The organism is Mycobacterium sp. NTMscope_MAC_12 (assembly GCF_976985675.1).
In genome coordinates, this window is sequence record NZ_CDRJYY010000001.1 from 3,662,021 (window position 1) to 3,685,602 (window position 23,582).

Below are 23,582 nucleotides of genomic sequence, written 5' to 3' on the forward strand. Positions count from 1 at the left end.
GGTTCATCAGCACCGCTCCTTTTCGTCGCTACGCTCTGCATCGTCGCCACGCTTCGCGAGTTCCAGTTCCGCTGGGGCAGGGGGCGAAAACTCCACCTGGACAACAGCTTTGACGACGTCATCGAGCGAGATTTCGCGTATCGCCCAGTCCCGGCCCGCGCGCACCACCAGCGCGACCGCGTCCTCGTTTGTCTCGCCGACGCGTCCGGTCAGCGTCGATCCGTCGGAGAGGGTGACGTCGACCTTGCGGCCGCGGGCGCGGCGGAAGTGTTTCGCGCAGGTCAGGGGGCGGTCCACGCCGGGCGAGGAGACCTCGAGCACGTAGTGGTCCCCGATGGTGTCCAGACGGTCGAGCAGCGCCGACGCCGAGCGCGACAGCGTGGCCGCCGTGTCCAGGTCGAGGCCGTCGTCGCCGTCGGCGATCACCGTGATGCGCGGCGGGTGGGTGCGGGCGTCGATGACCACGTCTTCGATCTCGTATCCGGCGCGCGCAAACTCTGCATCGAGTAGCTCGATCACCTGCGTCTGCGACGGTAGCCCGGTGGTCACGGCGAGCTCCTCATCTTGAGTTGTCCGGTCATCTGGCGGATGTCGCCGCCGCGATGGCTTCGCGTCCGGCTTCCGGTGTCCCGGCGGAGGAACCTGCTGGCCGCCCTCTGCGAGAACCAGCTATCCACGATACGCCAGGAATCGCGGATGGCGGCGCGATCGCGTGCTGGCTTCGTGCCCGCTGCGGCACCGGTGGCAGGATGTCCTTGTGCCTAGCGCAGTTCCGTTCGTCAACAGGCGAGACGTCCTCTCCGGCGGCGTCGCGTTGGCCGCGCTGACGGTGGTGGCCGCGTGCGGCAAGTCCGCGCCCAAGCCCCCGCCGGTCGAACAACTGCTGGGCCCGTTGGACCAGGCGCGCCACGACAGCGCGCTGGCGAGTGCCGCCGCCTCGGCCGTCGGGAACCCCCCGCAGGTCGCCGCCGCGCTGACGGTGGTGGCGAGCCAACGCGCCGCGCACGCCCGCGCGCTGTCCACCGAGATCTCGCGGGCCGCCGGCAAGCTCGCCGCGCCGTCATCGAGCGAAACGACCAGCCCGAGTCAGGCCGAACCGGCCGGCCCCCCGCCTCCCCCGCCGCCGGTGGCCGACGTGATCAACGCGCTGCACGCCTCGGCCGACAGTGCGGCTCGCCTGGTGGGCACCGAATCCGGTTACCGGGCGGGGCTGCTCGCGTCGATCGCCGCGTCCTGCACGGCGTCCTACACCGTGGCTCTGGTGCCGGGGGGGCCGTCGATATGACTTCGGGGAAGGACGCCGACAACGCGGCGCTGTCGGACGCGCTGGCCATCGAACACTCGACGATCTACGGCTACGGCATCGTTTCGGCGATGTCCCCCCCGAGCGTGAACGACATGGTGGTGGAGGCCCTCGAGCAGCACCGCCGACGCCGCGACGACGTCATCGCGATGCTGACCGCCCGCAAGGTCACCGCTCCGGTTGCCGCGGCCGGCTACCAGCTGCCCATGGTGGTCGGCAGCCCGGCGGACGCGGCGCGGCTGGCCGCGCGGATGGAGAACGACGGCGCGGGCGCGTGGCGCGTGGTCGCCGAACACGCCGAGACCGCCGAGGATCGGGCGTTCGCCTCGACGGCGCTGGTTCAAAGCGCGGTCATGGCCGCCCGGTGGAACCGGGTGCTGGGCGCCTGGCCGATCACGACGAGCTTCCCGGGCGGCAACGACTAACCCGTGGCTATCGCAGCGCGGCCGCGATGTCGGTGGCCAGCGACGGGCCGGTCGCGAGTTCGCGGGTTTGCCCGCCGAAGCGGTCGCGCAGCTCCACCACGCCGTCCGCCCAGCCGCGTCCCACCACCACGATCCAGGGCACGCCCAGCAGCTCGGCATCCTTGAACTTCACGCCGGGCGAGGCCTGCCGGTCATCCAGCAGCACGTCGACGCCCAGCCGGTCCAGCTCGCCGGCGAGCTCGGTGGCCCCGGTGCGGGCCTGGTCGTCTTTGTTGGCGATCACCAGGTGGACGTCGAACGGGGCGACGGCCGACGGCCAGCGCAGCCCCAGCTCGTCGTGGTGCTGCTCGGCGATCACGGCCACCATCCGCGACACCCCCAGCCCGTAGGAGCCCATGGTCAGGCGCACCGGCTTGCCGTCCTCGCCGAGCACGTCGGCGGTGAAGGCGTCGGTGTATTTGCGGCCGAGCTGGAAGATGTGCGCGACCTCGATGCCGCGCGCCGACACCAGCGGGCCGGCGCCGTCCGGCGAGGGGTCGCCGTCGCGCACCTCGGCGGCCTCGATGGTGCCGTCGGCCGTGAAGTCCCGGCCGGCGACCAGCCCGACGACGTGGCGGCCGGGCTCGTCGGCCCCGGTGATCCAGCTGGTGCCGTCGACCACCCGCGGATCGACCAGGTAACGAACGCCGTTGTCTTGTAACGCTTTTGGACCGATGTATCCCTTCACCAAGAAGGGGTGCTTGGCGAAGTCGGCGTCGTCGAGCATCGCGTATTCGGCGGGTTCGAGCGCCGCGCCCAGCCGCTTGTCGTCGACATCGCGGTCGCCGGGCAGCCCGATCGCCAGCAGCTCCCAGTCCCCGCCGGGCTGGCGCACCTTGAGCAGCACGTTCTTCAACGTGTCGGCCGCGGTGACGGCTCGACCCAGGCCGGCGGTGTTGGCCCAGTCCACCAGGGTGGCGATGGTCGGGGTGTCGCCGGTGTCGTGGACCACCGCCTCGGGCAGCCCGTCGATCGGCTGCGCCTCCGGGCGCGCGGTGACGACGGCCTCGACGTTGGCCGCGTAGCCGGACTCCAGGCACCGCACGAAGGTGTCCTCGCCGACGGGGCTTTCGGCCAGGAACTCCTCGGAGGCGCTGCCGCCCATGGCGCCGGAGACCGCGGAGACGATGACGTAGCGGACCTGCAGCCGGGCGAAGATGCGCTGATAGGCCTCGCGGTGGGCGTGGTAGGCGGCCTTGAGTCCGGCGTCGTCGATGTCGAACGAGTAGGAGTCCTTCATCAAGAACTCACGCACGCGCAGGATGCCGGCCCGCGGCCGCGCCTCGTCGCGGTATTTGTTCTGGATCTGGTACAGCAGGACCGGAAAGTCTTTGTAGGAGCTGTATTCGCCCTTGACGGTCAGGGTGAACAGCTCTTCGTGGGTGGGGCCCAGCAGGTAGTCGTTGCCGCGGCGGTCGGCCAGCCGGAACACCGAGTCGCCGTATTCGGTCCACCGGTTCGTCGCCTCGTAGGGCGCGCGGGGCAGCAGGGCGGGAAACAGGATTTCTTGCCCCCCAATGGCATTCATCTCCTCGCGGACGATGCGCTCGATGCGGCGCAGCACCCGCAGTCCCAGCGGCAGCCAGCTGTACAGCCCGGGCGCGATGGGCCGGATGTAGCCGGCGCGGATCAGCAGCTTGTGGCTGGCGACTTCGGCGTCGGCGGGATCGTCGCGCAACGTGCGCAAAAACAGCTGGGACATCCGGGTGATCACAGCGGGCCAGCCTAGCGGTGACGCAGGGCCCGGCATCCGGCAGGCCGAGACTGCAACCAGCGACGCGTTTCCCGGGGTAGGACAGCCTTGCGGCGGGTGAGGGAGCTACAGCTCCCCGGCGTCGATCGCTTCCTTGACCTCTTGCGCGTGCGCGACCTGGTCGGGCGTATAGCCGATGAGCAGCGCCGCACCGCCGACGATGACGGCCACCCCGGCCACCCACAGCAGGCCGTAGGTATAGCCGTGGTCGAGCGCCTGCAGCTGCGCGTCGGTCATGTTCTTCACCGGGCCGGTGGTGCCACCCAAATACAGTGTCCGCGAAGTGATCACGGCCTGGATGACGGCCAACACGAGCGGGCCACCCAGGCTCTGCAGCATCAGCGTGACCGCGGAGACGGGGCCGATCTGATCGAAGCCCACGCCGGCGATGGCCGACAGCGTCAGCGGCACGACGGCCATGCCGATGCCGATCCCGCCGACGACGATCGGCAGCACCAGGTTCGGGAAGTAGGCGACGCCGCGGTGCATGAACGCCCAGCCGTACAGCATCGCCCAGAAGAGCAGGATGCCGCCGCCGATGGTCAAGACCCGTGGCGAGAACCGTGATACCAGCTGCGAGGAAACCCCGAGGCCGATTCCCATCGCGATGACGAACGGGATGAAACCGACGCCGGCGTGCAGCGCGCTGTAGCCGAGGATGTCCTGCACGTACAGGCCGATGCACACGGTCAGGCTGAACATAAGCCCGCCGGCCAAGAAGATTGCGGTGAAGGTGACCAGCCGGTTGCGGTCACGGAACAGATCGAACGGCACGACGGGGTTCTCCGCGGTGCGCTCCACGATGATGAAGGCCAGCGCCGCGAGCATCGCCACCACACCCGAACCGATGGTGGTGATCGACACCCACCCCTTTTCCGGCCCCATCGAGAAGGCGAACACCGCGGCGGTGCACGTCAGGGTGGCCAGCATGGCGCCGGTGGCGTCCAGCTTCATCCGCTCGCGGTTGGTCTCGCGCAGCGCGGTGCGCGCCAGGTAGATCATCACCAGGCCGATCGGCACGTTCACCAGGAACGCCAGCCGCCACGACACCTCGGTCAGCGCTCCCCCGACCACGAGGCCCATCACCGAGCCGACAGCCGTCATCGCGGCGAAGACCGCGGTCGCGAAGTTGCGCGCCGGCCCCTTGGGGAAGGTGGTCGCCACCAGCGCTAGGCCCGTCGGCGAGGCGATGGCCGACCCGACACCCTGCGACAGCCGGGCGATGACCATGGTCGCCTCGTCCCAGGCGACCGCGCACAGCACGGAGGAGATGGTGAACAGGGCGACGCCGACGATGAAGGTGCGCTTGCGCCCGATGGTGTCGCCGAGTCGGCCGCCGAGCAGCATCAGCCCGCCGAAGGTCAGCACATAGGCCGTGATCACCCAGCTGCGCCCGGCGTCGGACAGGCTGAGCTCGTTTTGGATCTTGGGGAGCGCGACGATCGCGACGGTGCTGTCCATCGTCGCGAGCAGCTGCATACCGCCGATGGCGACGACGGCCGCGATGAAGCGTCGCGACGGCAGCCACGCCGGGTAGTACTTGCTGATGCGAGTGGAGGCGGTCTCCGCCGGGGGCTTTGAGGCGGTCTCCGCCGGTTGCACCGGGGCCGGACGATCGGGGCGTGCAGACGTCCAGTTTTGGACAGCGCGCTCTGAGTCGTTGAGAGCCGTCATAAAGGGTTACCTTACAGTAATCTTAAGAACCGTTTAAAGCCCGAACGCCGCCACGGCGCCGATCACGATGATCGCGGGAGGTCGAATACCCTCGGCGCGAATCTTTTCGGGCGTGTCGGCCAGCGTGGCCCGCAAAGTGTGTTGAGCGGCCGTCGTTCCATGCTGAACGACTAGCACGGGTGTATCCGCAGGTCGCCCGCCCTTCAAGAGTGCTTCGGCGAAAAGTTCGATGCGCTCGACGGCCATCAGCAAAACAATCGTGCCCGAGAGTGCGGCCAGCGCATCCCAATTCACTAACGATTCGGGATGCCCGGGTGGGAGATGGCCGCTGACCACCACGAATTCGTGATTGATCGCCCGGTGAGTGACGGGGACACCCGCCAATGCGGGCACTCCTATGGCGCTTGTCACACCCGGCACGACGGTGACCGGGATCCCGGCGTCGGCGCACGCGAGCACCTCCTCGTAGCCCCTGGCGAACACGAACGGGTCCCCGCCTTTGAGGCGCACCACGAAGCTTCCGGCCCGGGCGCGTTCGATCATCACGTCGTTGATGGCGTCCTGGGCCATCGCCCGCCCGTACGGGATCTTGGCGGCGTCGATGACTTCCACGTGGGGAGGCAGCTCGGCGAGCAGTTCCGGCGGGGCGAGGCGATCGGCGACCACGACGTCGGCCTGGGCGAGCAGCCGGCGGCCGCGCACGGTGATCAGTTCGGGGTCGCCGGGACCGCCGCCGATCAGCGCCACGGTGCCCGTGACGGCGTCGGAGCTCACCGGGCCCTCGGGGGTGATGACGCCGGTCTGCAGGGCCTCCCGGATGGCCGAGCGGATCGCCGCCGAGCGTCGGTGCTCGCCGCCGGCCAGGACACCGACGGACAACCCCGCATAGCTGAAAGTCGCTGGGGTGACCGCGGTCCCCTCGACGGCGACGTCCGCCCGCACGCAGAAGATCTGGCGGCTGTCGGCCTCGGCGACCACGGCCTCGTTCACGCGCGGGTCGTCGGTGGCCGCGATCGCGTACCAGGCTCCCTCGAGGTCGCCGTTGCGGTATTCGCGCAACGCCAGGGTGATTCCGGTCATCGCCTCGACCGACCGGGTGGCGCTGCGGGAGATGACGTGGACGTCGGCGCCGCTGGCGATGAGCAACGGCAGCCGGCGCTGGGCGACGGTGCCGCCGCCGACGACGACGACCTTCTTGCCGGCCAGCCGCAGCCCAACGAGGTAGGCGCTCTCAGTCACGCGGCAAGCCTAGTGGTTGGTGGCCCTGGCACCGCGCGCGTAACCGGGCGGCGATTTTTGCCGCACTTTTTCGCCGTGGGGTTACGCCCGCGAACCGGCCCGCCGGGCGGCGGCGTGTGCGACGAAGCGCGCCACCGCCTCCGGCGCGGCGGCCGGATGGGTGTGCAGGTACGACGCGTGCACGCCGGCGTGCACGACGCCGTCGCGCACGGCCCCGCCCGCAGGGTCGGCGTCATGGGACCGGTACATCCATGCCGGCTGATAGCTGTCGCTGAATGTGACTGTGGTGCGGTGGAATTCGTGCCCGACGGCCCGCTGGCCCGCGGTGTACAGCGGGGAGTCCGCCACGGCGACGGCATCGCGGTAGGCCAGCGTCAGGTGCGGAGTGAAGCGGGCCTGCCCGGCGAGCACGCCGCACATCGGGTGGCCGTCGAGCTCGGCGGCCAGGTAGATCAGCCCGGCGCACTCAGCGTGGACGGGTGCCCCCGCGGCGGCCAGCTCCTTGATCTGCCGGCGCACGACCTCGTTGGCCGAGAGTTCGGCGGTGAACTGTTCGGGAAAACCGCCGGGCAACAACACCGCATCGCTGCCGTCGGGCAACGCGTCACCGAGCGGATCGAAGTCGACGACGTCCGCGCCGGCGGCCGCCAGCAGCTCCGCGTGCTCGGCGTAGCCGAAGCTGAAGGCCTTCCCGGCCGCCACGGCGACGGTGGCACGCTCGCCGCCCCGCCGCGCCGCCTCCCCCACCGCGGCCGCCGGATCCCACGGTCGCTGCGCCGCCGGGGCTCGCGCGACCGCGATCACGGCCGCCAGGTCGACGTGGCGGGCGACCAGGGCGGTCATCGCGTCTACCGCGTGGCGGGCCCGGCGCCCGTACTCCACGGCGGTGACCAACCCCAAATACCTGGTGGGCAGCTCCAATTCGGCAGCGCGCCCGATGGCGCCCAGCACCGGGACACCGGCCTGCTCGCATGCCTGCCGCAGCACCTGCTCGTGCCGGGGCGAGCCGACCCGGTTCAGGATCACGCCGGCGACCCGGGTGGCGGTGTCGAACGTCGAAAAGCCATGCAGCAGTGCGGCGATGCTCTGGCTTTGACCGCGCGCGTCGATGACCAGGACGACGGGCGCGCCCAGCAGGCCGGCGACGTGGGCGGTGGATCCCGCGGCGGGGGTGGCGGCGGACGGCCCGATCCGCCCGTCGAACAGCCCCATCACGCCCTCGATCACGGCGATGTCCGCGCCGGCGGCGCCATGCGCGTACAGCGGGCCGACGAGGTCCTCCCCGACCAGCACCGGGTCGAGGTTGCGGCCCGGCCGGCCGGCGGCGAGGCCGTGATAGCCGGGGTCGATGAAGTCCGGGCCCACCTTGAACGGCGCGACGGTGTGACCCGCCTGTCGCAGGGCGCCGATCAAACCCGTTGCCACGGTGGTCTTTCCGCTGCCGGAGGCGGGAGCGGCGATGACCACGGCGGGAACTCTCACCACTCGATGCCCTTCTGCCCCTTGCGCCCGGCGTCCATCGGATGCTTGACCTTGGTCATCTCGGTGACCAGGTCGGCCGCGTCGATCAACCGCTGTGGGGCATCGCGTCCGGTGATCACGACATGCTGATGGCCGGGCCGGGCCGACAGCACCTCGACCACCTCGTCGACGTCCACCCAGCCCCACTTCAGCGGGTAGGTGAACTCGTCCAGCACGTAGAAGTCGTGACGCTGGGCGGCCAGCCGGCGCGCGACCTCGGCCCAGCCGTCGGCCGCGGCCGCCGCGTGGTCGATGTCGCTGCCCGCCTTGCGCGTCCAGGACCAGCCCGCACCCATCTTGTGCCACTCGACGGGTGCGCCGGCCTGGTGTTGCTCGTGCACGTCGCCGAGTGCGGCGAAAGCCGCCTCTTCGCCCACCTTCCACTTGGCGCTCTTGACGAACTGGAACACCGCAACGGAAAGCCCGGCGTTCCAGGCCCGCAACGCCATACCGAACGCCGCCGTCGACTTTCCCTTGCCGGCGCCGGTGTGCACCGCCAGCACCGGCGTGTGTCGTCGCGACCGGGTGGTCAGGCCGTCATCGGGGACTTGGAGCGGAACTCCTTGCGGCATAACGGGTTACCTTTCTCATGCCACGTCGCGCACCGCACGCGTCAACGAGTCCGCGTGCAACTGCTCCAGCCGGACGGCCGGGGCGCCGAGCTGGCGGGCCAGCTGCTCGGCCAAGCCGAGCCGCACGAACGACGTTTCGCAATCGACGACCACCGCCGCGGCGCCTTCGGCGACGAGCCGGGCCGCCGCGGATCGGGTGCGGCCCAACGGATCGGGCCCGGCGGTGGCCCGGCCGTCGGTGAGCACCACCACCAGCGCGCGGCGGGCCCGGTCACGGGCCTTCTCCCGCACGATCAGTTCGCGCGCGGCCAGCAGGCCTTCGGCCAGCGGGGTCTTGCCGCCGGTGTCGAACCGGGCCAGGCGGCGGCCGGCGATGTGCGCCGAGGTGGTGGGCGGCAACAGCAACCGCGCCTCCTGGTGCCGGAAGGTGATCACGGCGACCTTGTCGCGGCGCTGATAGGCGTCGCGCAGCAGCGACAGCGTGGCGCCGCTGACCGCCGCCATGCGGTCGCGTGCGGCCATCGAGCCCGAGGCGTCCACGACGAAGATCACCAGGTTGCCTTCGCGTCCCTCGCGCACGGCGCGCCGCACGTCGTCGGGCTGTGGCCGCAGCGGGCCCGCTCCGGCGCGCTCGGCGGCCGAGAGCAGCGTGGCGAACAGGTGCAGGCCGTGCCCGCCGCAACTGGTGTCGTCCCCGTCGGTGGCGGCGACGACGCTGCCGCTGGCGTTGCGCGCGCGTGATCGCCGCCCGGGCGCGCCCTCTCCGACACCCGGAACGCGCAGCGCGCGGGTGCGGAAGGTTTTCGACGGCGGCGCGCTGGGCTTGGTCTTCGGCGCCGCCGCAGGGCTCTCCCCCGAGTCCCGTTGTGGCCCATCGGGTTCGGCGTCCGCCGATTGACCCCCGCCGGGCGGGTCGGGCTCGGGGTCCGGGTCGGTGCCGGCCTGCGCCAGGGCTTCGTCCAGCTGGTCGCGGTCGATACCCGGATCGTCGAAGGGATCGCGGCGGCGCCGATGCGGCAGCGCCAGCTCGGCGGCGACCCGGATGTCCTGTTCCTCGACGGTGTGCGCCCCGCGCCAGGCGGCGTGGGCGACGGCGGTGCGGGCCACCACCAGGTCAGCGCGCATGCCGTCGACGTCGAACGCCGCGCACAGCGCCGCGATACGCCGTAACTCGTTGTCGGGCAACACCACATCGTCGACGAGCGCGCGGGCCTCGGCGATGCGCCGGGCCAGCTCGGCATCGGCGGCGGCGTAGCGCTCGGCGAAACCGTCCGGGTCGGCCTCGTAAGCCATTCGCTGCCGAATGACCTGCACCCGGACGTCGACGTCGCGGGAGGCGTGCACGTCGACGGTGAGCCCGAACCGGTCCAACAGTTGCGGACGCAGCTCGCCCTCTTCGGGATTCATGGTGCCGATCAACACGAACCGCGCCTCATGCGAATGCGAGATGCCGTCGCGTTCGATGTGTACCCGCCCCATCGCCGCGGCGTCGAGCAGCACATCGACCAGATGATCGTGCAGCAGGTTGACCTCGTCGACGTAGAGCACGCCGCCGTGCGCGCGGGCCAGCAGGCCCGGCGAAAACGCGTGCTCGCCGTCGCGCAGCACGCGCTGCAGATCCAGCGAGCCGATCACCCTGTCTTCGGTTGCCCCGAGCGGCATTTCGACCAGGCCGGAATCGCTGCCGGTCGCCGCGGACAGCAACGCCGCCAGGCCGCGCACGGCCGTCGACTTGGCGGTGCCCTTTTCGCCGCGGATGAGCGCGCCGCCGATCTCGGGGCGCACGGCGCACAACAGCAGGGCAAGCCGCAGCTGGTCGTGCCCGACGATGGCGCTGAACGGGTAGGGCCTCACGGCTTGGCCGCCGGACCGGAGGCGGGCCGCAGTATGGGCACGTGCGGGACACCGTCGTCGAGGAAATCGTCGCCGTCGCGCACAAATCCGTGCTGGGCGTACATGTCGGCCAAATAGGTCTGGGCGTTGATCCGGCATGGGTAGTCACCCACCTCGGCCAGGGCCGCGCGCAGCAGCCGGGTGGTGTGGCCCTGCCCGCGGGCGCTGCGCTTGGTGCACAGCCGCCCGATGCGGAACGCCTTCTCGCCTCCGGCGTGCTCCTCCATCAGGCGCAGCGTACAGATCACCTCGCCGTCGGCCCTCTCCAGCCAGAAGTGGCGGGTTTCGGCGAGGAGGTCACGGCCGTCCAATTCCGGGTACGGGATCGCCTGCTCGACGACGAACACCTCCACCCTCAACTTGAGTAGCTCGTAAAGTGTCTGGGCATCAAGGTCTTTGGCCCAGATCCGCCGCAACGCTTCAGTCATTGACATCCAACCCCAATACCTTTGTCCCCCACGAAAAGACCTCGTCGTAGAGCGCCGGCTCATCCGACAGCGACGCACCCAGCGACGGAACCATCTCCTTGAGCGCGGGCAGCCACGACTGAAAGCGGTTGGCAAAGCACCGCTGCAAAACGTCGAGCATGATCGGCACCGCGGTCGACGCCCCGGGCGAGCCGCCGAGCAGACCCGCGATGGTGCCGTCGGCGGCACCGACCACCGTGGTGTCGAAGTCGAGCACGCCGCCCTTGCGCTTGTCGCGCCGGATCACCTGCACGCGCTGACCGGCCACCGTCAGCTCCCAGTCGGAATCCGCTGCGGTGGGGGCGAATTCGCGCAGCATGCGCAGCCGGTCCGGTTCGGAGAGTCGCAGTTGGCCGAGCAGGTACCGAACGAGCGTCAGCTGGCTGGCGCCGACACCGAGCAATGAGGCCAGGTTGTGGGGCTTCACCGAGCGGGGCAGGTCGGTGAAGTGCCCGTGTTTCAAGAACTTCGGTGACCAGCCGGCGTACGGGCCGAACACCAGCCACGGCTTGCCGTTGACGTAGCGCAGGTCCAGATGCAGCGCCCCCAGGGGCGGGGCCCCGGGCGCGGGCGCCCCGTACACCTTGGCCCGGTGCGCGGTGGTGAGCGCCGGGTTGTCGGCGCGCAGGAATCGGCCGCCGATCGGGAATCCCGCGAAGCCCTTGACCTCGCCGATGCCGGACTTCTGCAGCAGCGGCAGTGCGTCACCGCCGGCCCCGACGAACACGAATTTGGCGTGATGGCGGCGCTTTTCGCCGGTGCGACGATTGCGGATGGACAGCGTCCAGCCGCCGTCGGACGCGCGGGTCAGGTTGCGGACCTCGTGGCCGAACAGGGCCGTCGCGCCGCCCCGGACACAGAACCCGACCAGCTGGCGCGACAGCGCGCCGAAGTCGACATCGGTGCCGTGAGCGGCCCAGTTCAGCGCGGTCGGCGTGGAGAAGTCGCGTTTGGCGGCCATGAACGGCAGCCGGCGCGCGAACTCACCGGTGTCCTCGATCAATTCGATGCCGGCGAACAGCGGGTTGGCGGCCAGAGCGTCCCTGCGTCGCCGCAGATAGTCGGCGCCCTGCGCCCCACGCACGAAACTCGCGTGCGGGATCCGGGTCAAAAAGCGCCGATCGGTCAGGATGCCGTTCTCGACGGCGTAAGCCCAGAACTGGCGGGTCACCTGGAACTGCTCGTTGATGCTCACCGCTTTGCTGATGTCGATCGAGCCGTCGGGGCGCTGCGGGGTGTAGTTCAGCTCGCACAGCGCCGAATGCCCGGTGCCGGCGTTGTTCCAGGGGCTGCTGCTTTCGGCCGCGACGGCGTCGAGACGCTCGACGAAGGTCAGCGACCACTCCGGTTGCAGCCGGCGCAGCAACGCGCCCAGCGTCGCGCTCATGATGCCCGCGCCCACCAGCACGACGTCCGTCCGCGCGGTTGTGGCTAGCGATGACACCGGCTTGCTGGTCCTTCCCTCGATTGGGCCGATCCCCAGGTTATCCCGAGGCAAAGTGGCCGCGGACGACGTGCGGCTCCCCGTGCCCAGCAAAAGCTAAGCTTGCCTCGTGACTGGCTGGGTGCCCGATGTCCTACCCGGATATTGGCAGCGCACCATCGCGCTCGGCTGCGATCCCGCCGGTGAGGGCGACATCGTCGCGACCCTGATCCGGCGCGGGCCGGCACAGGCGGACGGCCAGACGGGCCCGGCGATGCGCGCGGTGCTGGCGGTGCACGGCTACACCGATTACTTCTTCCACACCGAGCTGGCCGACCACTTCGCCGCCCGCGGCTTCGCCTTCTACGCGCTGGACCTTCACAAGTGCGGCCGGTCGCGGCGCGACGGCCAGACACCGCACTTCGTCACCGACCTCGCCAACTACGACGCCGAACTCGAGCACGCCCTGGGCGCCGTGAGCGCGCAGGCCCGCGAAGTGTTGGTGTACGGGCATTCCGCGGGCGGGCTCATCGTGTCCTTGTGGCTGGACCGGTTGCGCCGGCACAACCCGGCCGCGCACGCCAACATTGGCGGACTGGTGCTCAACAGCCCGTTCTTGGAGCTGCCCGGCCCGGCTATTCTGCGGCGTTCGGCGACCGTGGCCCTGATCGCGGGTCTGTCGCGGGTGCGGTCCAAGGCGGTGGCCCGGTCACCGGGCGAGGGCGGCTACGGCACCACGTTGCACCGCGACTACGGCGGGCAATTCGACTACAACCTGCAGTGGAAACCCGTGGGCGGCTTCCCGATCACGTTCGGTTGGCTTAACGCCGTCCGCCGCGGCCAGGCGCGGCTGCACCGCGGCCTCGACGTCGGCGTGCCGAACCTGATCCTACGCTCGGACCACAGCGTGCCGGAAACCGCGGACCCGGCGTCCATGCGGTGCGGCGACGCCGTTCTCGACGTCACCCAGATCGCCAGGTGGGCAGGCTGTATCGGGAACCGCAGCATCATCGTTCCGGTGGTCGATGCCAAACACGACGTGTTCTTGTCGCTGGAGGGACCGCGCGACGTCGCCTACCGGGAATTGGATCTCTGGCTGGACGAGTTCCTGCCCACCAGCAACAACGACGCCCCGGCGTCGTTCGGAAGGGGGTGACGGTGGAGACCTACGACATCGCGATCATCGGAACCGGTTCGGGCAACAGCATTCTCGATGACCGCTTCGCCGACAAACGGGTGGCGATCTGCGAGCAGGGCACCTTCGGCGGCACCTGCCTGAACGTCGGGTGCATCCCGACCAAGATGTTCGTCTACGCCGCCGAAATCGCCCAGACGATCCGGGAGGCGGCGCGCTTCGGCATCGACGCGCGCATCGAGCGGGTGCGCTGGGACGACATCGTCTCGCGCGTCTTCGGGCGCATCGATCCGATCGGGGTCAGCGGTGAGGATTATCGGAATTCCGCGCCCAATATCGACGTGTACAAACAGCACACCCGGTTCGGTCGGGTCCAGGCCGACGGGCGCTACCTGTTGCGCACCGACGCCGGCGACGAGTTCACGGCCGACCAGGTGGTGATCGCGGCCGGCGCGCGGGCCGTGGTGCCGCCGGCGATCCTCGAGTGCGGCGCGACGTACCACACCAGCGACACGATCATGCGAATCCCCGCACTGCCGGAGCATCTGTTGATCGTGGGGGGCGGTTTCGTCGCGGCCGAATTCGCCCACATCTTTTCCTCGCTGGGCTCGCGCGTCACGCTGGTGGTCCGGGGCTCCACATTGCTGCGGCATCTCGACGACGTCATCGGCGAGCGCTTCACCCGCATCGCGGCGAGCAAATGGGAGCTGCACACCCACCGCAACGTCGTGGGCGCCGAAAACCAAGGTTCGGGCGTAGCGGTGCAACTCGACGACGGTCGCACCGTGCGCGCCGACGCGCTGCTGGTGGCGACCGGCCGGGTGTCCAACGCCGATCAGCTCGACCTCGAGCAGGCCGGCGTCGCCGTCGAGGACGGCCTGGTGGCCGTGGATCAGTACCAGCGGACCACGGCGCGTGGGGTTTTCGCGCTCGGCGACGTCTCGTCGCCGTATGAGCTCAAGCACGTGGCCAACCACGAGGCGCGCGTCGTGCAGCACAACCTGTTCTGCGACTGGGACGATACCGAGGCGATGGCCGTCACCGACCATCGCTACGTGCCCGCGGCGGTGTTCACCGATCCGCAGGTCGCCTCGGTGGGGCTGACCGAAAACGAGGCCCTCGCAAAAGGTTTCAAGGTCTCGGTGAAGATCCAGGACTACGGCGACGTCGCCTACGGCTGGGCGTCGGAGGACACCACCGGGATCGTCAAGCTCGTCGCCGAGCGCGGCACCGGCCGCCTGCTGGGCGCGCACATCATGGGCCATCAGGCTTCGTCGATCATCCAGCCGTTGATCCAGGCGATGAGCTTCGGGTTGACCGCGCCGCAGATGGCCCGCGGGCAGTACTGGATCCACCCGGCGCTGCCCGAGGTGGTGGAGAACGCGCTCCTGGGTCTGCACTGACCTCAGCGGCGGCGCGCCCGGGCGGGGGGTTCGTCGTTTTGGCACTGGGGACACACGCCGTGCAGCGTCAGTCCCGCCGCCTCCGACAGCGCGAAGGAACTGCCCGCGATCGCATGCTCGAGCGCCAGGCTCAGCCGGCGGGCGGGCACCTCGATGATCGTGCCGCACTTCGTACATACCGCGTGGTGGTGGGGCGCGGTGGCCATCCCGTAGGTCGTGACGCCCCCGTCGACGGTCAGCGCGTGCAGCACCCCCTGATCGACCAGGGTGGTCACCGTGCGGTAGACGGTGGCCACGTCGGGCGCCTGGGCTCCAGGGGGCAGACATTCACGCATGCGCCGGTCGATCTCGGCCACCGACAGGTGCCCGTTGACGGGTTCGAGCACCGCCAGCACCTGGATCCGCGACGCCATCCGCCGCAGCCCGCGGGCGCGCAGCAGATCGCCGATCCGCTCGGTGACCGAGGCATCGAGTAATGGCGGCTTGGGCGTCACCGGTTCAGTGTCACGCCGCGGCGCCGGGATCGCCAGCCTTCGACGCGATCGAGGGTCACGATTCTGCGATTCACTTGCAACTGGCGCGGCGCGGTACTTACAGTCGTGCCGGTTGTTCTCTGCCCGATACCGCACGGATGCGCCGGAAGGACCCCAGTGGCCAGCACCGAGATCGACTGGCGGCCGTCACGGACCACCAGGCTGCTCGGCTCGCTGACTCGCGCGGAGTGGTGGCGCCTGGCCTCGATGCTGGCGGTCATCCTCGCGCTGCACCTGCTCGGCTGGCTCACCCTGGTGCTCTTGGTGGCTCCGGCCCAATACAGCTTGGGCGGCAAAGCTTTTGGTGTCGGCATCGGATTGACGGCCTATACCCTGGGCATGCGGCACGCCTTCGACGCCGACCACATCGCCGCCATCGACAACACCACCCGCAAGCTGATGAACGATGGGCAGCGTCCGCTGGCCGTCGGCTTCTTCTTTTCGCTGGGCCACTCCACGGTGGTGTTCGGGCTGGCGCTGTTGCTGGCGTGCGGGGTGAAGACGGTCGTCGGGCCGGTCGAGGACGACTCCTCGACGCTGCACCACTACACCGGGTTGATCGGCACCAGCGTCTCCGGCGTGTTCCTGTACGCCATCGCCCTTCTCAACGTCATCGTCCTGGTCGGCATCCTGCGCGTCTTCGCGCGGTTGCGCCGCGGCGAATACGATCCCGACACCGACGGGGCCGAACTCGAGCGGCAATTGCAGAGCCGCGGACTGGTGAACCGGCTCCTCGGCCGGTTCACCAAGTCGATCACCAAGTCGTGGCACTGCTATCCGATCGGGTTGCTGTTCGGGCTGGGTTTCGACACCGCCACCGAGATCGCGCTGCTGGTGCTGGCCGGCACCAGCGCCGCGGCCGGGCTGCCGTGGTACGCCATCGTGTGCCTGCCGGTGCTGTTCACCGCGGGCATGTGCCTGCTGGACACCATCGACGGCTCGTTCATGAATTTCGCCTACGGGTGGGCCTTTTCCAATCCGGTGCGCAAGATCTACTACAACATCACCATCACCGCGCTGTCGGTGGCGGTCGCCCTGCTGATCGGGAGCGTCGAACTGCTCGTCCTGTTCGCCGACCAATTCGGTTGGCGGGGCGCGTTCTGGAACTGGATCGGCGGGCTCGACCTCAACACGGTGGGCTACATCGTCGTCGGCATGTTCGTCGTCACGTGGGCGGTGGCCCTGCTCGTCTGGCGCTACGGCCGCATCGAAGAGAAGTGGGGCCCCGCCGATCTGGGGGCCGAGTCCGCGACCTAGCGGGTCACCGGGGACGGGCGTGCGCGGCGCGAAGCGTTGACAACGCCCGGCAGCGGGAGTAGACCCAAAAAACAGCGCCGCGCAAGTGGGCCGACGGTCGACTCCGGCGGCGCAGGAGCCCCGGCCCGGCTCCGGAAAGCTGCAGCATGCCAACGGAAGCAGCAGTCAAGACAGCACAACCGTTGACCCATGCTCTGCGCGGCAAGGTCTCGGGCGCCGCGTCGCGTTTGCACGAAACCGTGATTCGAAGTTCGAGGGGTATCACGGAACGCATCGTCGACACACAACCGTCGTGGCGCCATCACGGCAACCAACTCACCATCCGAACGCGCCGCGCCCGGTAGGTCAGCTACCGGGTCGGCGCTCCCTTTCGCGCGCACCGACGAATGCCCATCAGCGCGACCCGAAGAGACTGGAATGGAAGGCAAGTCCCTGGACAGACCGCAAGCGCCGACACAGTCACCCGTCGGGGGTGACGCCATGGCGGATCGCCCGGTGCAGCCGACGGAAACTTCAGCAAGACAAGCGCAGTGGCGCGAGGTGGACGATCCCGGCCGGCCGACCCGGGTGCCGGCATGACAGCGCGCATCCTGGTAGCCGGGATCGGCAACATCTTCCTGGGGGACGACGGGTTCGGCTCGGAAGTGGTCCGCAATGCCGAACTGCCGCAGGATGATCCGACAGTCCAGGTCATCGACTACGGAATCAGAGGGATGCACCTGGCCTATGACCTGCTCGAGGAGTGGGACACGCTGGTCCTCGTCGACGCCGTACCCAGCCGCGGCCATCCCGGCACGTTGCACGTCTTTCAGGCCGATCACGAATCACCGTCGCGGACAGTCGGTCTGGATGGTCACAGCATGGACCCGGCCGCGGTCTTCGCCAGCCTGCGGGCGCTGGGCGGCCGTCCGCCCTACACCGTGGTCGTCGGGTGCGAGGCGGGCAGCGTCCACGAGGGCATCGGGCTGACCGAACCCGTCGCCAAGGCCGTCCCCCGGGCGGCGCGGGCGGTCGAAGAGATCGTCGCGGCGTTGCACGGATCGCCATTGTTCGCGGCCGAAGACAGGTGCTGAATCATGTGTCTGGGCATACCGCTGGATCTGGTTCAGCACCACGACGCCCACGTGGTGTCGCTGCTGGCCGAACACGGGCGCATCGGCGAACCCATCGTCGGGGTCTTTTTCGACGGCACCGGTTACGGCTGCGACGAAACGATCTGGGGCGGTGAGATTTTGACGCTGGATGCCCGGAGCCACCGTTTCGTCCGGGCCGGCCACCTGTTGCCGGTGCCGCTGCCGGGTGGCAATGCAGCGGTGCGCAATCCGTGGCGGACGGCGCTGTCCCAGCTCTGGGCGGCCGACATCGACTGGACTCCGGATCTGGCGCCCGTCGCCGCCGCGACCGACGACGAACTGCGCCTGGTCCGTTCGCAACTGGAGACCGGGACGGGCTGTGTGCCGTGCTCGAGCATGGGACGGCTGTTCGACGCGGTCGCCTCCCTGCTCGGGGTGCGGCACCGTCTCGACTACGAGGGGCAAGCCGCCATCGAGCTCGAGGCGCTGGCGGAGCCGGCCGACCACGATCCCGGGCGGCCACGTCCGTCGTTGCCGCTGGCGGTGCGCCCTGACGGGGTGATCGATCCGGTGCCGATGGTGCAGACGATGGTCGCGGCGCTGTACGCCGGGACACCGCGCGCGGTGCTGGCCGCGGTCTTCCACCACGCCGTCGCCGACGCGGTCGCCGACGTGGTCGCGCGGGTGGCCGGCACGACCAGGTTGGTGGGCCTCACCGGCGGAGTGTTCCGGAACACTCTGCTGACGTGTGCCTGCCGTGACATATTGCAGCGCAACGGTTTTGAGGTTCTCACCCACCGCACCGCGCCGCCGAACGACGGCGGACCCGCGCTGGGCCGGGCCGCGGTCTCGGTGCTGACGGCGCGGGAGGAGGCGACGCGATGACGACCACCGCCGCCAGCTGTGCTCGCTGGCCGACAGCACGAACCGGCAATCGCCGGTGACCGACCATCGACTGGCGCGCGTCTAGCTTCGACGTCAGACTGGCCCGGTGCCCGGTTCCCTGCGCGACGTGCTGCCCGCCGCGGCCGCCCTGCTCGGCGTTCCGGGCGCGGTCGACACGCTGGCGGTGACCGACCGGGCCGGCTCCGATCGGATCGACCGGGTGCTCGTCGTGCTGGTGGACGGGTTGGGCTGGCACCTGCTTCCGCGGCTGGCCGGCGGCGCGCCGCTGCTGGCCTCCGCGCTGGCCGGCGCCACCGGCCGGCTGACCCAGCTCGAGTGCACCTTCCCGTCGACCACGCCGACCAGCCTGGTGTCCCTGGGCACCGGCGCGGCGCCCGGCGAGCACGGCGTGCTGGGCTTCACCCTGCGGGTGCCGGGCACCGAGACGGTGCTCAACCACGTCCGGTGGCGCGACGACCCATCCCCGGCCGTCTGGCAGCCGGTGCCGACCTGGTTCCAGCGGCTCAAAGACGCCGGCATCAGCGCCCGCGCGGTGCTGCCGGCGCTGTTCCTCGGCAGCGGGCTGACCGGGGCCGCCTACCGCGGCGCGGAATTCCGCCCCGCCGGCCCCGCCGACGACTACGCGCGGCTGGTGATCGACGACCTGCTTTCGGCGCCCGGGCTGGTCTACGGCTACACCGCCGAGCTCGACACCGCGGCGCACGTCTTCGGCGTCAGCTCCGAGCAGTGGCATGCGGCGGCGGCCAGCGTCGACGCGCTCCTCTCGCGCCTGCTCGAGGCGCTGCCGCCGAACGCGGCGCTGCTGGTGACCGCCGACCACGGGGGCCTCAACGTCCCGCCGGAGGCCCGTATCGACCTGGACGCCGATCCGCGGTTGGTTCAGGGCGTCCGGGTGGTCGCCGGCGAGCCTCGGGTCCGCTACCTGCATACCGAACCGGGCGCCGGGCCCGATGTGCAGGCCGCATGGGCCGAGGTCCTGGGCGCCCGGGCCACCGTGTACAGCCGCGAGCAGGCGGTGAACACCGGGATGTTCGGGCCGGTCGCCGCGGCGCACCTGGAGCGGCTCGGCGACGTGGTGGTCGTCTGCTCGGGCGACACGGCGGTGCTGGCCAGCGCGCACGAGCCCCCAGAAGCGTCCCGCCTGATCGGTTTCCACGGCGGAGCCAGCCCGGCCGAGATGGCGATCCCGCTCATCGTTTTCCGCCCCTAGCTGCACCGACCGTGGATTCGGACCGACTTCACAGCTCGTTCCGACCGGTTTACCACGATTGACGTTGTACATTCGGCCCACTGTGTTGTTCCGGGGCGGCGGTGAAACTCGGCGGTGGCAGCTCGCCACCGCGATCGTCGCAGCGCTGGGTGTGTTCGTCGCCCTGATCGCGGGTTCGTCGCTGCGGCCCCAGTTCGCCGCGGCGACCCTGCCGGAGCCGGCCGCCTGGTCCGGCGCCACCCCGGGGGCCGGCGCGCACGCGCTCCCGCGGGGCCGCGACGCGGCCGTCGCCCGCCCGGCGCTGGCCGCGGCGCAGTCGCCGGCGCCGGCCAACAACACCACCAAGAAGCCGTTCCACAGCATGTGGATGACGAAGGAACGGCCCCAGTCCTGGAACCGTTGGTCAGCCCACTCGGCCCTGTCGCCGGCGCCGACGATGTTCGGCCCGGCGCGGGTCCCGCCCGACGACACCCAATCCCGTTCTCCCGCAACCATTCCCGCCGACCGAGATACCTTGACCCGGCTCTGCATCGCCCGCGTCTGATCGCCGCACGCCGCGCATTCGCGCGAAAGGGCTTGTCACCCCCGTGCCTATCTCGTGAAGGACGCCCCCATGTTTTCGAGCACCAACCACACCGCCCTCCCCCGGCGGAGGCTGTGATGGATTTCGCGACGCTCCCGCCGGAGATCAACTCCGGGCTGATGTATTCGGGTCCCGGCGCGGGGTCGATGGTCGCGGCCGCCGCGGCGTGGGACAAACTCGCCGCGTGGCTGTGCACCGCGGCGGCCGACTACCGGGCGGTGACCGCGAAGCTGGCGGCGCAATGGGAGGGCACGCCCTCGGCGCTGCGCGACGCCGCCGCGCTCTACACCGACTGGCTGGACGCCAACGCCGCACGAAGCCAGGAGGCGGCCGTCCAGCTCGGTGCGGCGGCCGGGGCGCACGAGGCGGCGTTCGCGGCGACGGTGCCCCCACCGGCGATCGCCGGCAACCGCACGCGCCGCACGGCGCTGGTGTCGGCGAACTGTCTGGGCCAGCACAGCGCGGCGATCGCGGACGTCGACACCGAATACGACGCCATGTGGGCGCGCAACGCCGGTGCCATGTACGCCTACGCCTGCGCCGCCGCCAACGCGGTGACGATGACCCCGTTCGCCCCGCCGCCCGCCGATGCCGGTGCACCCGCAGACACCTGGCCGTTGAAGGCGGCGCCCGAGGTCGTATCGGCCGCCCGCCAAGTGATGTCGGCCATTCCGGGTGCCCTCAAGCACCTGTCGTCGGCAACGCAGACCACGTTCGAGGCGTCCCTTGCCTCGGTGACACCGTCGCTGTCGAAGCTCAATTCGCTGACCGCGCCGTCGGATTTCGCGATCGGCCACCTGAATTCGATGAACAAGGCGGCGGCGCTGCGAACACTTTTCCCCAAACCGGCCGCCGCCAACGGGGTCAGCGCGCGCCTCGGCCGCGGGATATCGCTCGGCGCGCTGTCGGTGCCGCGCACCTGGGCCACGGCCGCACCCGACGCCCAGGCGTTGCGCGGGGACCGGCGGGCGAACACGCGCGCGTGGTCACGGCCGGTGCGGCATCCGGCCGGCGAATACGGCGGCTAGAGCGGGGTCACGTAGGCCGAGCTGATGCCGCCGTCGACCAGGAACGTCGACGCCGTGATGAACGACGCGTCGTCGCTCGCCAAAAACGCGACCGCGGCAGCGATTTCGCCGGGGTCGGCGAAGCGGCCCACCGGCACGTGCACCAGCCGGCGCGCGGCCCGTTCGGGGTCCTTGGCGAAAAGCTCTTGCAGCAGTGGGGTGTTGACCGGCCCCGGGCACAGGGCGTTCACCCGGATGCCCTGCCGGGCGAACTGCACCCCCAGTTCCCGCGACATGGCCAGCACGCCGCCCTTGGAGGCGGTGTAGGAGATTTGCGACGTCGCCGACCCCAGGACGGCGACGAACGACGCCGTGTTGATGATCGAGCCCCGCCGCGCGGGGACCATGTGCCGCAACGCCGCCCGGCAGCAGAGGTACACCGACTTCAGGTTGACGTCCTGGACGCGTTGCCAGGCGGGCAGTTCGGTGTTCTCGATGAGGTCGTCATCGGGCGGCGAGATGCCGGCGTTGTTGAACGCGATGTCGACGCGGCCGTAGGCCTGGGCCGCGGTATCGAACAACGCGTTGACCGCGTCCTCGTCGGCGACGTCGGTGGGCACGAACAGGCCGGACAGCTCGTCGGCCGCGGCGGCGCCCGCGTCGCCGTCGACGTCGGCGACCACGATGGTGGCGCCTTCGGCACGCATGCGCCGCGCCGACGCCAACCCGATGCCGCCGCCGGCGCCGGTGACGACGGCGACCCGGCCCGCCAACCGTTGGGTGAGATCGACCGCCACCGCCTAATCCTCTCCGATCGCGATGAAGACGTTCTTGGTCTCGGTGAATCCCAACGGCGCATCCGGGCCCAGCTCGCGGCCCAGGCCCGACTGCTTGAACCCACCGAACGGGGTGTTGTACCGGACCGATGAGTGCGAATTCACCGACAGATTGCCGGATTCGACCGCGCGAGACACGCGCAGGGCACGCGACAGATCGCGCGTCCAGATCGATCCGGACAGGCCGTAGGCGGTGTCGTTGGCCAGCGCGACGGCGTCCTGCTCGTCGTCGAAGGCCAGCACGGTGACCACCGGGCCGAAGATCTCCTCGGTGACGCTGCGGTCGGTGCGCTGCGGGGTCAGAACCGTTGGCGGGAACCAGAATCCGCGCCCGCTCGGCGCGGTGCCGCGAAACGCGACCGGCGCGCCGTCGGGCACGTAGGAGGCCACCTTGGCGCGGTGCGCGGCCGACACCAGCGGGCCCATCTCGGTGTCCCGGGACGCGGGATCGCCGACGACGACGCCCTTGACCGCGGGTTCGAGCAGCTCCATGAAGCGGTCATACACGCTGCGCTGCACCAGGATCCGGCTGCGGGCGCAGCAGTCCTGCCCGGCATTGTCGAAGACGCCGGCCGGCGCGGTGGCGGCGGCCCGCTCCAGATCGCAGTCGGCGAACACGATGTTGGCGCTCTTGCCGCCCAGCTCCAGGGTCACCCGCTTCACCCGGGCGGCCGCGCCGGCCAGCACCCTTTTGCCGACTTCGGTCGAGCCGGTGAACACGATCTTGGCGATGTCGGGGTGCGTGACGAACCGCTCCCCGACCACCGCGCCCGGCCCGGGCAACACCTGGAGCAGGCCTTCGTCCAGGCCGGCCTCCGCCGCCAGCTCGCCGAGCCGGATCGTGGTCAGCGGCGTCGCCTCGGCGGGCTTGATCAGCACGGCGTTGCCGGCGGCCAGGGCCGGCGCGAAGCCCCAGGAGGCGATGGGCATCGGGAAGTTCCACGGGGTGATCACCCCGACCACACCCAGCGGCTCGTTGAAGGTGACGTCCAGGCCGCCGGCCACCGGAATTTGCTTGCCGGACAATCGTTCCGGGCTGGCGGCGTAGTAGGTCAGCACGTCGCGGACGTGGCCGGCCTCCCACTCGGCCGAGGCGACGGGATGCCCCGCGTTGGCGACCTCGAGGGCCGCCAGCTCGTCGACATGGGTGTCGACGGCGGCGGCGAAAGCCCTTAGGCCGGCCGCCCGTTCGGCCGGTGACCGCCGCGCCCACCGCCGCTGCGCCGCCCGGGCCCGGGCCACCGCGTCGTCGACGGCCGCGGCGTCGACGTGCTCGACCGAGCGCAGCACTTCCTCGGTCGCCGGGTTGATCAGTTGGGTGGCGCTCATG

General features: G+C 70.4%; 21 protein-coding genes and 1 pseudogene. 10 read left to right on the forward strand and 12 right to left on the reverse strand.

Going from position 1 to position 23,582, the window contains the following annotated elements; translation table 11 throughout:
- Positions 1–6: 6 nt before the first annotated feature.
- Positions 7–549, reverse strand: a complete 543-nt coding sequence (rimP, locus tag AC0KS4_RS16735) for a ribosome maturation factor RimP (protein ID WP_238956439.1) — start codon at positions 547–549, stop codon at positions 7–9.
- Positions 550–757: 208 nt separating this feature from the next.
- Here rimP and AC0KS4_RS16740 point away from each other — a divergent pair, with 208 nt between their 5' ends.
- The gene (locus AC0KS4_RS16740; protein WP_225330158.1) at positions 758–1,285 is read left to right on the forward strand and encodes a hypothetical protein; all 528 of its coding nucleotides are present in this window, start codon (positions 758–760) and stop codon (positions 1,283–1,285) included.
- Positions 1,282–1,728, forward strand: a complete 447-nt coding sequence (locus AC0KS4_RS16745; protein ID WP_238956440.1) for a ferritin-like domain-containing protein — start codon at positions 1,282–1,284, stop codon at positions 1,726–1,728. Before AC0KS4_RS16740 ends, AC0KS4_RS16745 begins: the two co-directional genes overlap by 4 nt.
- 7 nt (positions 1,729–1,735) lie before the next feature.
- On the opposite strand, the gene AC0KS4_RS16750 is transcribed toward AC0KS4_RS16745, so the two are convergent.
- The 8 genes from AC0KS4_RS16750 to mqo all read right to left on the reverse strand — a co-directional run bounded on the left by AC0KS4_RS16750 (position 1,736) and on the right by mqo (position 12,273).
- The gene (locus AC0KS4_RS16750) at positions 1,736–3,481 is read right to left on the reverse strand and encodes a proline--tRNA ligase (RefSeq protein WP_238956441.1); all 1,746 of its coding nucleotides are present in this window, start codon (positions 3,479–3,481) and stop codon (positions 1,736–1,738) included.
- 105 nt (positions 3,482–3,586) lie between these two features.
- Positions 3,587–5,194, reverse strand: a complete 1,608-nt coding sequence (locus AC0KS4_RS16755) for an MFS transporter (RefSeq protein WP_225330155.1) — start codon at positions 5,192–5,194, stop codon at positions 3,587–3,589.
- A 33-nt stretch (positions 5,195–5,227) separates the two neighbouring features.
- Positions 5,228–6,433 carry a uroporphyrinogen-III C-methyltransferase gene (cobA, locus tag AC0KS4_RS16760; RefSeq protein ID WP_425326324.1) on the reverse strand — a complete coding sequence of 402 codons (1,206 nt, stop codon included), beginning with the start codon at positions 6,431–6,433 and terminating at the stop codon, positions 5,228–5,230.
- Positions 6,434–6,514: 81 nt separating this feature from the next.
- The gene (locus tag AC0KS4_RS16765; protein ID WP_238956442.1) at positions 6,515–7,915 is read right to left on the reverse strand and encodes a cobyrinate a,c-diamide synthase; all 1,401 of its coding nucleotides are present in this window, start codon (positions 7,913–7,915) and stop codon (positions 6,515–6,517) included.
- Positions 7,912–8,526: a cob(I)yrinic acid a,c-diamide adenosyltransferase gene (gene cobO, locus AC0KS4_RS16770; RefSeq protein ID WP_238956443.1), complete on the reverse strand. Its 615-nt coding sequence runs from the start codon at positions 8,524–8,526 to the stop codon at positions 7,912–7,914. Before cobO ends, AC0KS4_RS16765 begins: the two co-directional genes overlap by 4 nt.
- A gap of 15 nt (positions 8,527–8,541) precedes the next feature.
- Positions 8,542–10,380, reverse strand: coding sequence for a magnesium chelatase subunit D family protein (locus AC0KS4_RS16775; RefSeq protein WP_238956444.1), 1,839 nt, complete (start codon positions 10,378–10,380; stop codon positions 8,542–8,544).
- The gene (locus tag AC0KS4_RS16780) at positions 10,377–10,847 is read right to left on the reverse strand and encodes a GNAT family N-acetyltransferase (protein ID WP_238956445.1); all 471 of its coding nucleotides are present in this window, start codon (positions 10,845–10,847) and stop codon (positions 10,377–10,379) included. Before AC0KS4_RS16780 ends, AC0KS4_RS16775 begins: the two co-directional genes overlap by 4 nt.
- Entirely contained in the window at positions 10,840–12,273 is a 1,434-nt protein-coding gene (gene mqo / locus AC0KS4_RS16785; protein WP_238957341.1) for a malate dehydrogenase (quinone), read from the reverse strand. Before mqo ends, AC0KS4_RS16780 begins: the two co-directional genes overlap by 8 nt.
- 166 nt (positions 12,274–12,439) lie before the next feature.
- On the opposite strand from mqo, the gene AC0KS4_RS16790 reads away from it, so the two are divergent.
- Together AC0KS4_RS16790 and mtr are read left to right on the forward strand one after the other, a co-directional pair.
- Positions 12,440–13,465, forward strand: a complete 1,026-nt coding sequence (locus AC0KS4_RS16790) for an alpha/beta hydrolase (protein WP_238956446.1) — start codon at positions 12,440–12,442, stop codon at positions 13,463–13,465.
- Between the two features lie 2 nt (positions 13,466–13,467).
- Entirely contained in the window at positions 13,468–14,847 is a 1,380-nt protein-coding gene (gene mtr, locus AC0KS4_RS16795; protein WP_238956447.1) for a mycothione reductase, read from the forward strand.
- Between the two features lie 2 nt (positions 14,848–14,849).
- On the opposite strand, the gene AC0KS4_RS16800 is transcribed toward mtr, so the two are convergent.
- Positions 14,850–15,341: a Fur family transcriptional regulator gene (locus AC0KS4_RS16800; RefSeq protein WP_238956448.1), complete on the reverse strand. Its 492-nt coding sequence runs from the start codon at positions 15,339–15,341 to the stop codon at positions 14,850–14,852.
- 156 nt (positions 15,342–15,497) lie between these two features.
- On the opposite strand from AC0KS4_RS16800, the gene nicT reads away from it, so the two are divergent.
- The 6 genes and pseudogenes from nicT (at position 15,498) to AC0KS4_RS16830 (ending at position 21,437) form a co-directional block, all read left to right on the forward strand.
- The gene (gene nicT / locus AC0KS4_RS16805) at positions 15,498–16,637 is read left to right on the forward strand and encodes a Nickel transporter NicT (protein ID WP_238956449.1); all 1,140 of its coding nucleotides are present in this window, start codon (positions 15,498–15,500) and stop codon (positions 16,635–16,637) included.
- A 575-nt stretch (positions 16,638–17,212) separates the two neighbouring features.
- A complete protein-coding gene (locus AC0KS4_RS16810; RefSeq protein WP_238956450.1) occupies positions 17,213–17,710 on the forward strand; it encodes a hydrogenase maturation protease in 498 nt (165 codons plus the stop codon).
- 18 nt (positions 17,711–17,728) lie between these two features.
- Positions 17,729–18,595, forward strand: a pseudogene (locus AC0KS4_RS16815) (Kae1-like domain-containing protein); the annotation flags it as partial.
- 106 nt (positions 18,596–18,701) lie between these two features.
- Entirely contained in the window at positions 18,702–19,826 is a 1,125-nt protein-coding gene (locus AC0KS4_RS16820) for an alkaline phosphatase family protein (RefSeq protein WP_238956452.1), read from the forward strand.
- A gap of 82 nt (positions 19,827–19,908) precedes the next feature.
- A complete protein-coding gene (locus AC0KS4_RS16825) occupies positions 19,909–20,370 on the forward strand; it encodes a hypothetical protein (protein WP_225341282.1) in 462 nt (153 codons plus the stop codon).
- A gap of 116 nt (positions 20,371–20,486) precedes the next feature.
- Positions 20,487–21,437 carry a PPE family protein gene (locus tag AC0KS4_RS16830; RefSeq protein WP_238956453.1) on the forward strand — a complete coding sequence of 317 codons (951 nt, stop codon included), beginning with the start codon at positions 20,487–20,489 and terminating at the stop codon, positions 21,435–21,437.
- Here the strand turns inward: AC0KS4_RS16830 and AC0KS4_RS16835 are convergent.
- Positions 21,434–22,213 (reverse strand): 3-oxoacyl-ACP reductase, encoded by a 780-nt coding sequence (locus tag AC0KS4_RS16835; protein WP_238956454.1) that lies wholly within the window; start codon positions 22,211–22,213, stop codon positions 21,434–21,436. The genes AC0KS4_RS16830 and AC0KS4_RS16835 overlap by 4 nt on opposite strands.
- Positions 22,214–22,216: 3 nt before the next feature.
- On the reverse strand, positions 22,217–23,581 hold the full coding sequence (locus AC0KS4_RS16840) for an aldehyde dehydrogenase family protein (protein WP_238956455.1): 1,365 nt from the start codon (positions 23,579–23,581) through the stop codon (positions 22,217–22,219).
- Position 23,582 lies beyond the last annotated feature (1 nt).

Excerpts from the sequence above, each read along its gene's own strand:
- AC0KS4_RS16755 (WP_225330155.1), bottom strand. The coding sequence starts at position 5,194 with ATGACGGCTCTCAACGACTCAGAGCGCGCTGTCCAAAACTGGACGTCT.
- mqo (WP_238957341.1), bottom strand. The coding sequence starts at position 12,273 with ATGAGCGCGACGCTGGGCGCGTTGCTGCGCCGGCTGCAACCGGAGTGG.
- AC0KS4_RS16745 (WP_238956440.1), top strand. The coding sequence starts at position 1,282 with ATGACTTCGGGGAAGGACGCCGACAACGCGGCGCTGTCGGACGCGCTG.
- AC0KS4_RS16780 (WP_238956445.1), bottom strand. The coding sequence starts at position 10,847 with ATGACTGAAGCGTTGCGGCGGATCTGGGCCAAAGACCTTGATGCCCAG.
- AC0KS4_RS16840 (WP_238956455.1), bottom strand. The coding sequence starts at position 23,581 with ATGAGCGCCACCCAACTGATCAACCCGGCGACCGAGGAAGTGCTGCGC.
- AC0KS4_RS16830 (WP_238956453.1), top strand. The coding sequence starts at position 20,487 with ATGGATTTCGCGACGCTCCCGCCGGAGATCAACTCCGGGCTGATGTAT.
- AC0KS4_RS16810 (WP_238956450.1), top strand. The coding sequence starts at position 17,213 with ATGACAGCGCGCATCCTGGTAGCCGGGATCGGCAACATCTTCCTGGGG.
- cobO (WP_238956443.1), bottom strand. The coding sequence starts at position 8,526 with ATGCCGCAAGGAGTTCCGCTCCAAGTCCCCGATGACGGCCTGACCACC.